This window comes from Vibrio sp. R11-SG3-ISO9 (assembly GCF_059834255.1).
The window spans coordinates 143,784-154,239 of sequence record NZ_JCBDGU010000005.1; the positions used below are offsets into that span (position 1 = coordinate 143,784).

Below are 10,456 nucleotides of genomic sequence, written 5' to 3' on the forward strand. Positions count from 1 at the left end.
GATAAACCAATTCCTACCTTGGAAAATCGTAAGCCTTTATTTAATAGATCCATATTATTCCCTATCGGTTTTAGTTGTTTCTTTTAAACGACAAAAGCAGCCACAGTGGGCTGCTCATAAAATTGTTTTTGTTTAGTTAGAACTCATACTTAACATTGAACTCTACGGTTTGCTCTTGACCGTACCAACAGTAACTTTCGTTCCAACAGGTGTAGTACTCTTCATTGAAAAGGTTGTTAGCAATAATGTTTGCCGTTGCATTCTTCAATGAACTATTCATTTCACCAAGATCGTACCCCAAAGACAGGTCGACTAATGTGTACGAAGGCACTTTACCTGCGTTCTTATCTGATGTGTCATTCAACACCGTTTCACCGAAATAACGAACACCACCACCGACTCTTAGGCCAGACATTGCACCTTGGCGGAAGAAATAGTTCGCCCACAAGTTAGCCGTGTGGTCTGGAACAAATACTGGTGTTTGACCAATGTTTGATGTGTCTTTGTCTTCGGTGATCTCCATATCGGTGTATGTGTAGTTTGCAATAACGTCTAAGTTGTCGGTAACCTCAGCACGTCCTTCTAGTTCCAAGCCTTGTGAGCGAATTTCACCTACAGCGGTCCAAGGAGACGCTCCATCAGGACGAACACCAACATTTTTCTTCTTAATCTGGAACAAAGAAGCAGAACCCGACAACATAGTCTCGTAAGAATCGTATTTGATCCCTAGCTCGACTTGTTCACCTGTTTCCGGTTCTAAGTTATTACCCGCAGCGTCCAATTTTACGCTTGGCTCAAAGCTAGTTCCAAAGTTGGCAAATGGAGAGAGGCCATTTTCAAACTGGTACAACGCACCCAATCTGTACGAGAAATTTGTGTCGTCGGTGTCACTTTTGGTCGCAGCACCTCCCATCACAGATTTCTTAGTCGTCGTCTCTACTTTGTCGAAACGGCCACCAGCGATAAATACCCAGTTGTTAACCAACATTTGGTCTTGGAAGTAGAATCCAAGTTGGCTCATCTCGATGTCGCTGTTTTCGTAATATGCCTTAGTGAAGTCACCCGGATTTAACTTGTCATTGTTTGGGTTGTAGAGATTAAGGCTGTCAACGCCGACGAAATAGTCATAAGCGACATCACCTTCAACAGTTCGGTAATCGACACCAAACAGCAAGTAATGGTCTAAAGCACCCGTCGTTACCAAACCAGAGAGTTGGTTATCAACCGAAATACCTTTTGAGCTTTCGTCAGTGCTGAAAGCAGAGCGGCTCAGCGTACCTGTTGTGGCATCAAATGCGTCGCTACTGGTACTTTCTTGATAAAAATCAGCCTGCATATAACGGAAGTTCTGCAAGAATGCCCAATTTGAGTTGAAGTCGTGGTTAAACTTGTAACCTGCGATGAAAAAGTCTCTTTCGATAGTGTTGTAGTTAACATCACCAGCGAACGTTGAAGGTGAAATCTTGCCTGACTTTATTGCAGCTAGAGGAACCGTTACGTTTTGTCCAAGTGCCGGATCTTTCTGATAATAAAGATTGAAGTTAATAAAGGTTTTATCAGATAGATACCAGTCAATAGAAGGTGCTATCAAGTAACGTTCTTCTTCCACACCATCGACTTGCGTATCTTGCTTGCGGCCAAGCGCAACCAAACGATACGCCACGTTGTCACTCAATGCGCCAGTTGTATCAATTGATGCTTCAACAAGGTTGTTCAAACCTGTCGCTAAACCTACGGTTGTCGACTCTTCAAATTGAGGTGACTTGGCAATTATATTAACCATACCGCCTGGAGGCATTGTGCCGTAAAGAACCGATGTAGGTCCTTTGAAGATCTCTAAACGCTCCATTGCGATAGCATCGATCTGCGGCTTCACATTCCACCCTGGCAGAGTTGGAAGCATCATGCCATCGTAGTAGTTGTCTGAAGAACTAAAACCACGAATATTCACCCAATCCGTCAGAACAACCGCACCACCTTTCGTTTCGGTAGAAACACCTGGTGCATAACGCAGTGCCTGCATTACAGACTTCACACCACGCTGCTCTAACTGCTCGCCTTCAATCACATTTAAAGTTTGCGGCGTCTCTTCTGGAGCCAACACGGTCTTAGTCGCCGTATTACGATACGCCTTACCTAGGATCGTTACTGTTTCTACATCTTGCTCAGAGTTTGTTTTCGACTCTTCTGCAAATGCAGGGGCAGATAAAGCACTAACGAGCGCGATAGTTATTGCGGAATACTTGAAATGAGTGTGGGTGTTCATGAGTCCCTCAGATACCAATGCTTAAGTTAAATAATAATAAATCTCATTTGCATTGTATGTATCTAGCGGCGCGATAATTAACAATTTGGTGCAAATATCTATAAAAAAGGGTCAATTGCTTACGAAAAAAGCAATTGACCCTTCTATAAATACGGTCAAATTATGAATTACCCTACACAAGCTAAGGTTGCTTATGCTCTTACTATTGGAACCCAATACTCCATCTCAGCGTCTTGTGACTGTGATTGATAGTCCTTTGGATACACTTCCAATTCGTAACCATCAATCCCTCGATAACCTGAAGCTGGAAGCCAATTTAGAACAAACCATGACAGTGTTTTAGGTAAACCTTGGATAGGCCCTTTATGTTTGACTACTGCATAGGTTTGTTTCGGCACAGTAAGCACCTCTAGTTTTTCTGAAACCACGCTAGGAAGAGTTGGCATAGAGACTTGTTCATCCAATACGACACCTGCCCAATATTTAAGGTTAGTACCGTCAAAATTAGCTTGAGTGATATCTACAACCCCAATAAAGCGCAGGTCTTGCTCTTTTGGTAACACCACTTCTTGCTCGAGATGTGCCCACAGCTGTGGAACTTTTTGAGCAAAATCCTGCGTAAGAGAAAACAAGCCGCTGATTTCTGTGCTCATGCCTTTAATCAAAAAGGCATCACGCTCATCAATTTTTACCTCAACAAAACGAGCACCACTCTCTTCTTCTAAAGCCGTCGAGAAATCCGAGACCTCGATAGGTTTCTTCAAACCAACCCTTTTACCACTTTTTCGATATTGGCTAGGGCTAATCTCAAACATTTGCTTAAACGCCCGACTAAAGCTAATTTCTGAGTTGAATCCCAGAGCAATCGCAATATCAATCACTCTTTGATCATCATCTAACAGCAGTTCAGCGGCTCTGCTTAATTTGAGCTCTCGAACATAGTTCGCCACTGTCATCCCCGTCTCCGACTGAAAAACGCGCTGCAACTGCCAACGAGACCAACAGCTCTGGGTCGCTATCTCTTCTAAAGAAAGCTGGCTACTAAGGTTAGTGTGAATAAAACCTAGAACCTTACTAATTCGCTCAAATGCAGGGGTATTCTTATTCAACGTTTATACTTCTTCGTCTTGAGTGGGTGATAGATCGACACATAACATTCACTTTACAAATATTAGTATCATTTAACTCTATGCTGGTCACGTATCGTTTGTTATTCAGCCTAAAAAATCCATTTCAAACGACGTCAATGCACCAATTTGTATGGTGAAGTGTGCATCATTTAGTTATGATAACGAAATTGATTATCATTTATACCAATCTTATGCTGGCCCAGATTCACGACATTGTCACCCGTAAAAAAGCCCCGCCTCTTCATCAAAAAGTATTTTCGCTTTCAAAAGAAGTTACTCCTTTCTTAAAAGGTAGCTTCGGGCCCATTTACGGCAAAAGCATTGTGATCAGCAATCCAGGTAGCCATGTCGAGATCAAACGTGTTTATGATAGCTTGGCAAAAAACCATCCGGAAGCAGGAAATCCATATTGGTTAACTCGCACTTGGGATTTACTCAGCTGGCAACCGATATACGTCAGCTTTATTTCCATTTATGCGTTGCACTCACTACCTGATATTCAAAATATTGGTCAGTCGCGTTTAAAAGGATTTATCACTGGCTACCGCTTCGGCACTGATGCGCACAAGCATGGAACGCCGGAAGAGTTAATTCCAGAAGCAGGAAAAGCACTGCTGGCCTTAGCCGAGTTCTATCGAGAGCAAATTAATACTTGGACACGCATTCGCCCGGGCTTTACTCAGCATTTGTTAGCTGACCACCTTCTGGCGGCACTCATCAAGGTTCAACGTCACCATAATGAATTCAGTAATGAGTATATTCTTGAGCAAGCGAAACTATGGCTAGAAGCATGTCAACTCCCACTCCGCCACTTAACCAGCCTCAAAACGGATCCTGAAACGGGCATGTTAAAGTTGGTTAGAACCAGCTGTTGTCTGGTCTATAAATGTGATTCTCGTAAACTGTGTGATGATTGTCCCCGACACCCAGACAACAAACGCCAAACAGCTAAACCTACAAAATAAAAGACGACGTTGACGTTGAGTATCTACCCTAACAAAGGTTATTTATGTTCCAGCTCTCTAATATTAAAGTGATTCGTGATGATCGAACCATTTTAAAAGTGCCTAACTTAACGATCCCCACCAATAAACTCACTGTTGTACTCGGTCATAATGGCTCGGGAAAATCAACGTTGGTAAATTTATTGTCCGGTCAGATGCAAGCAGAACAGGGAGAAGTGAAGCTCGACAACACCTCGTTGAGCTCGCTCAAAAGTAAAGACCTCGCAAAACGCATCGCTTATTTGCCACAAAAGCTTCCTACTTCAGCTGGCCTAACAGTTTCTGAATTAGTTCGACTAGGACGATTCCCTTGGCGTGGTGCCTTTGGACAATGGAATCAAGAAGATATCGCGATCATTGAACAAGCGATGAAACGCACTGGCGTAGATCAGTTTTCAAGTGCGTTGGCCGATGAGCTATCTGGTGGTGAACGTCAGCGAGCTTGGGTATCGATGTTACTTGCGCAACAATCCCCACTATTGATTCTCGATGAGCCGACATCAGCACTCGACGTTCATCATCAATTTCAATTAATGAGTTTACTTGCAGAGCTCAATCGAAATGAAGGTGTGGGTATCATAGTCATTCTTCATGATCTGAATTTGGCACTGCGTTACGCAACTCACATTATCGCTCTAAAGCAGGGAGAAATTGCCTTTGAAGGTGGCACCGATACCTTATTGAGTGAGAAAACCCTCTCAGAGTTGTATGAATCACCAATCAAACTGATCGATCATCCTGTGCCAGCGGATACATTGGCGAGTCAAAAAGTAGCCGTTGTGTGTGAATAATCGAACGAGACCAACTTTGTAGCAGGCTAAGTATTTGCCTGCTGCGCTTCTGGGCTATTAAAACCACGAGTGATATTAAACAGTGTAATTAACGTAAACACAGCGATCACAATCGACAGATGCCAAGCTTCTCCTAAACCCAGTTTAACCAATCCCATACTCACCAGTGACGACACCACCATCTGCCCTCCTCCAGACATAGCTGCAGCCGCACCTGCATTCTTTTTGTATGGAAGCATCACTAGGGCTTGAGCACACGGCAATGCAATACCATTCCCAAGGATCATCAATAACTGTCCGAGCATTAGGTACAACGGCTCTAGCGGACACACAAACAGCCAGACAGCCGCGCAGGTATGAAGAACAGGCGTAATCAACAGAGTTTTCTTACTGCCTAAGATAGGTCGAATCCGACTACACAGACTGGTACCACCTAACATACCCAATGCTGGTATCACCGCCCACATTGCGTATTGATCCGATGTCATGCCAATTTGGTTCTGCATGATAAACGGCATCACTGAAACGGTTGTGATCATCAAACTGAAGTTAAGCCAACCTATGCTGGCAAAACTGATGAAATATCGCGAACTCAGTAACTCCTTGTACTGAATGACCATACGTTTTGGTGAAGGAATCTTCGAGAACTGGCTAACCGTCTCCTTGAAACGAAAAGCAATCACAAACCACACCAAGCTCACGTAACCAAGCAGCGAGATGAACACCATACTCCAGCCAAAGTGGAAGTTAATAAAACCGCCGATTACTGGCGCAATTAGAGGTGTAATTGATGCCACCATCGCAATATAAGACATTGCGATGGGTAGCTCTGAACCCGAATATCTATCTCGTGTTGTCGCTCTAGCTAATACTGCACAACAACCCGTACCCAGACCTTGTAGGAAGCGACCCAGCACCATATTCGAGAATGAGTGACTCAGGAAAATGATCACTAGTAGTCCCATCAAGGCAATCAAAAGACCGGTCAATAACACTTTTTTGCGCCCTAACGCATCGGAGATAGGACCATATAAGAATTGCGACGGTCCAAAGCCAAGCAGATAAATACTCACCAAAAGCTGAGCCTGCTCTAGTGAAACATCAAAGTCTTTGGCAATCCAAGGTAATGATGGAAACACCAAGCCCATGCTAAGTTGACCAACACTGATGATCAGACAAGCGAGCAAGATAGTTTTAAATTCAAAACTGGACTTCATGGCTGCACAACCTAATTTTGATGAGTGTAACTAGAGCGATAGAAACAATGCTTGCATAACAAGCCACCGTGTCAGCATGCTTGTTAAGCATCGTGAGGAAAGACGAGATAACATACGCCACATGGTTTATTCATACAATACTATTTACATTTATTTTCGAAATAGTCACTTTTCACGAGCGATAGTAACGCTACACTAAAAGACAAGGGATTATTTGGAGAGACTGTATGAGATTAAGTCATTGTATTACCGCTTCTTTAAGCCTAGCTTTTGCGTTACCGAGCCAAGCACTTCAAGTTGAGAAGATCACCGATGGATTATTGATTCCTTGGGGGCTTGCGTACGTTGATGACAATACAATGTTAGTGACTGAACGAGAAGGCGTGATCAAACAGGTTAATCTCAAAACTGGCGAACAAGAGACTCTTTTTCGTCTGCCTGATGTTTGGGTCAAAGGTCAAGGTGGCGCCTTAGATATCGCCCTATCGCCATTTGAACAAAACAAAATTTACGTCACCTACAGTAAAAAACAACAAGGTGATGCCGTTACTGCTCTCGCAAGTGCGACATATAACGGAACGCAGATTACCGACTGGCAAGATGTCTTCGTCTCTCAATCCCTAACAGATACAGGTCGTCACTTTGGCAGCCGCATTACTTTCGATAGCAACAGTCTCTATTTCTCTATTGGTGATCGCGGTGAGCGAGACAACGGCCAAGACACGCAAACCCACGCAGGTTCTATTTTACGATTAACGCCTGACGGACAGGTGCCCAAAAACAATCCTTTTGTGAAAAACAAAAACGTGCTTAACGAGATTTGGAGTTACGGCCATCGAAATCCACAAGGTCTTTTTTATGATAAAAAAACCAAGAAGCTTTGGTCGATTGAGCATGGACCGCGTGGCGGTGACGAGATCAATCTGATTAAGAAAGGCGCAAACTATGGTTGGCCAGTGACTTCCCATGGCAAAGAGTATTGGGGCCCAATTAAAGTTGGCGAAGCAGAAACGAAGAAAGGCATTGAGTCACCTGTAAAGGTTTATATTCCCTCTATCGCTCCGGGCAGTTTAGTACTTTATCGAGGAGAGAAATTCCCTGAGCTTGATGGCAAGCTACTTTCGGGTGCGTTGAAGCTCGCTCATATTAATGTTGTCACTCTGAATAAGAAAAACCATGCCATCGCTGAAGAGCGATTGTTTGAAGATATGGGAGAGAGAGTCCGTGATATTGAAGTCACGCCAGAGGGTGATATCTATTTCAGTACCGACAATGGGAACTTGTATCGCATAACCCATTAAGCAGCAGCTCCAAAGGTTGGGTATTGCAGTCGTTTGGGTGCGATACCTGCCTAAAAACCCGTTTAGAGACGGGGCGGTAATCAATCAATGGTTCGAATGAGTCTCGTTTCTATATTTGTTTTACGCCTCACATTTCACATCCATTATTGATATTAATAATTGTTGAATTAGTGCTTTGACTCCAGTTTTTTGCCAAAAATCACACCTATCTGTCACAAAAAGTACAACAAAACACCATACCATTGTAACTACATGATATCTAAGGGATGGAAAGTTTGACTGTCCCCAAAGTTCTGCAACCTTTAGCACAATATCCCATTGACACCTACCCTGTTTGATTTAGACTCGATTTCGGCTAGAAAGAAAGTTCTTTGTATATAAACATATCGTCGGATTACTAGTAACCCCCCGTTGTGTTGTACGCAATAGCAATAAACTTTTCCACGCTATCGGTGCCGCAATAGGCTCAAATAAAAAATAATTTAGGATATCATCATGTCTAACACAGTTACTGGTACAGTAAAATGGTTCAACGAAACTAAAGGTTTCGGCTTCATCCAACAAGAGAACGGTCCAGACGTATTTGCACACTTCTCTGCAATCGTTGGTGACGGCTTCAAAACTCTTGCTGAAGGCCAAAAAGTTGAGTTCGTAGTATCTCAAGGTCAAAAAGGTCCTCAAGCAGACAGCATCAAAGTAATCTAATTGATCGCTTAACGCATTCCTAAAATAGCCAGCCGACGCTGGCTATTTTTTTACCCAAAATTCATTCAGTTAAGGTAAGATAGAGGTCAATTTATAATACAAGACTGTGCTAATGGCTCTTAAACCTACAATCTACAAATTTCGTATCTCACTCACTGACATGAATCGAGACTACTACGACTCGTTCAACCTCACTATCGCACAACACCCTTCTGAGACAGAGCAACGCATGATGGCGCGTATCATGGCGTTTTGTATCAATGCATCACCAGAGCTTCAATTCACCAAAGGCTTGTCGACTATTGAAGAACCAGACCTTTGGCAAAAGTCTCTTGATGATCAGATCTTAGAGTGGATCGATGTAGGTGAACCGGATCCAGAGCGCGTTAAAAAAGCCACTCGCTTAGCAAAGTCAGTCAAAGTATTTAGCTTTAACACCAAATCAAATGTTTGGTGGGAACAGAATCGCGGTAAGTTTGGTTACTTGGACGCTCAAATTGTTCGTCTGAGCAATGAAGGCATCGAGCAAATGGCGGAAATGACAGAACGTACAATGGATCTGTCAGTGATGTTAACGGGCAATTCAGCCTTTGTGAACAGTGATACCAAGTCAGCTGAAGTGACTTGGGAAGAATTACAAAGTAACGAATAGCACCAGCACGATGAGTAAACTCGAACACTGTTTATCAGAAGCAGGTTTTGAACAGATCCAAGCGTTAAAAATTGGGTTTGAGCAGGAATCGAAAGACTTTATCCAGAGTAATCAGTCATTGTTCAAGCACGCATGTGAAAACAAACCTGACAACTCCAGTATTCAAACTCTGCTTGGCTTGCTGACAAAAACGCACATCGATGCGAGCTATGAATTTAGTTCTAATAAAGATGCCAGCGAAGCGATGCAGCAAGTGCTGGAAGAGACCGTTGGCCAAGAGCATAGTCAGAAATTTAGCCACTCAAGTTCAAAGAAGCTGCAATTCATCACTCACCTATGGCTATTTGTTCAAGGCCGCATGGGCATGGATTATAGCCTAGCGAACGATCACGCCGCCGCGACAGCTGCCCTACTTTGTCGAATCGTAAGACAAACAGAGGATGAGATTCGTGTCTCGTTTATGGGTAGCTTCTACGATGGCTTGAGCATCTATCAAGATCAGAATAAGCCATCAGGTTTAATTCATAACCTCAAGCGTTTGTTTAACCTGTCTTAACCGCTTCAAACTCAAATGAAAATGCGCTTTACTGCCTGTTGAGCGCATTCATTTCAAACCATGCCTTCGTAAAAGATTCCCTACGACGCTCGTCCCTCGCTTTAGGGAATGACGTAAATAATCTAGACGTAAAATTCCCCAATCAACTTCTGAAACTCAAAGCCATCAGCCTCGAGAAGGAGGAACGACTGAATTGGGGGAACTCATACTAATTCTGAAACCGTACTGATTCTTTACTCGCTAATTCTTCACGCTAGAGAATGACCAAAGTTATTTAGACGTAACCATTTGCCAATCAATCTCAGGGAGCTCTAATCCGTCATCCCCGAGAAGGAGGGACGACTGAGTCGGGGATCTATCGCCAGCACAAAACCACATATGTATAAAGAAACTCCCCGGAAAGCTTGCTGTCGCGTTAGGCAATGGTGCGAATCAGATACAAAAAAGCCCCGCAGAGTGCGAGGCTTCGAATATTTCTTGTCGATTTAAATAGTGAAATCGAACCTATCTAATCAATCGTAGATTAGCGTAGACCGTGCAAGAACTCATGACGAGTTGCTGGGTTTGACTTGAAAATACCGCCCAGTGCCGTTGTGGTCGTTTCACTCGTTGCATCCATAACACCACGAGACTTCACGCAGTAGTGAACTGCATCCATTGTTACCGCAACATCATCCGTCTCAAGCAGAGTTTGAAGTGCAACAAGAATTTGCTGAGTCATGCGCTCCTGAACTTGTGGGCGCTGAGCAAAGAAGCGAACAATGCGGTTGATCTTAGAAAGACCAATGATTTTACCACGAGGAATATAAGCAACCGCCGTTTTGCCATCGATAG

10 protein-coding genes are annotated in these 10,456 nt (G+C 43.4%); 6 read left to right on the plus strand and 4 right to left on the minus strand.

What is annotated here, in order from left to right:
• Positions 1–136: 136 nt before the first annotated feature.
• Both AC6R05_RS01975 and AC6R05_RS01980 read right to left on the minus strand, forming a co-directional pair.
• Positions 137–2,266, minus strand: coding sequence for a TonB-dependent siderophore receptor (locus AC6R05_RS01975; RefSeq protein WP_500646417.1), 2,130 nt, complete (start codon positions 2,264–2,266; stop codon positions 137–139).
• 191 nt (positions 2,267–2,457) lie between these two features.
• Positions 2,458–3,375 carry an AraC family transcriptional regulator gene (locus AC6R05_RS01980; RefSeq protein ID WP_150896585.1) on the minus strand — a complete coding sequence of 306 codons (918 nt, stop codon included), beginning with the start codon at positions 3,373–3,375 and terminating at the stop codon, positions 2,458–2,460.
• A 212-nt stretch (positions 3,376–3,587) separates the two neighbouring features.
• On the opposite strand from AC6R05_RS01980, the gene AC6R05_RS01985 reads away from it, so the two are divergent.
• Complete coding sequence (locus AC6R05_RS01985) at positions 3,588–4,361, plus strand: siderophore ferric iron reductase (RefSeq protein ID WP_500646426.1); 774 nt, start codon at positions 3,588–3,590, stop codon at positions 4,359–4,361.
• 44 nt (positions 4,362–4,405) lie between these two features.
• Positions 4,406–5,191, plus strand: coding sequence for an ABC transporter ATP-binding protein (locus tag AC6R05_RS01990; RefSeq protein WP_500646418.1), 786 nt, complete (start codon positions 4,406–4,408; stop codon positions 5,189–5,191).
• A gap of 26 nt (positions 5,192–5,217) precedes the next feature.
• Here the strand turns inward: AC6R05_RS01990 and AC6R05_RS01995 are convergent, their stop codons facing one another.
• The gene (locus AC6R05_RS01995) at positions 5,218–6,408 is read right to left on the minus strand and encodes a multidrug effflux MFS transporter (RefSeq protein WP_500646419.1); all 1,191 of its coding nucleotides are present in this window, start codon (positions 6,406–6,408) and stop codon (positions 5,218–5,220) included.
• Positions 6,409–6,635: 227 nt separating this feature from the next.
• Between AC6R05_RS01995 and AC6R05_RS02000 the strand changes: the two genes are divergently transcribed.
• From AC6R05_RS02000 to AC6R05_RS02015, 4 genes are all read left to right on the plus strand, one after another.
• Complete coding sequence (locus AC6R05_RS02000; protein WP_500646420.1) at positions 6,636–7,709, plus strand: PQQ-dependent sugar dehydrogenase; 1,074 nt, start codon at positions 6,636–6,638, stop codon at positions 7,707–7,709.
• A gap of 495 nt (positions 7,710–8,204) precedes the next feature.
• Positions 8,205–8,414 carry a cold-shock protein gene (locus AC6R05_RS02005; RefSeq protein ID WP_032552737.1) on the plus strand — a complete coding sequence of 70 codons (210 nt, stop codon included), beginning with the start codon at positions 8,205–8,207 and terminating at the stop codon, positions 8,412–8,414.
• Positions 8,415–8,526: 112 nt separating this feature from the next.
• Complete coding sequence (locus tag AC6R05_RS02010) at positions 8,527–9,066, plus strand: YaeQ family protein (RefSeq protein WP_032552738.1); 540 nt, start codon at positions 8,527–8,529, stop codon at positions 9,064–9,066.
• A 10-nt stretch (positions 9,067–9,076) separates the two neighbouring features.
• Positions 9,077–9,622, plus strand: a complete 546-nt coding sequence (locus tag AC6R05_RS02015) for a hypothetical protein (protein WP_500646421.1) — start codon at positions 9,077–9,079, stop codon at positions 9,620–9,622.
• A 523-nt stretch (positions 9,623–10,145) separates the two neighbouring features.
• On the opposite strand, the gene AC6R05_RS02020 is transcribed toward AC6R05_RS02015, so the two are convergent.
• On the minus strand, positions 10,146–10,456 hold a 311-nt coding region (locus AC6R05_RS02020; protein ID WP_500646422.1), incomplete at its 5' end, for a GTP cyclohydrolase I.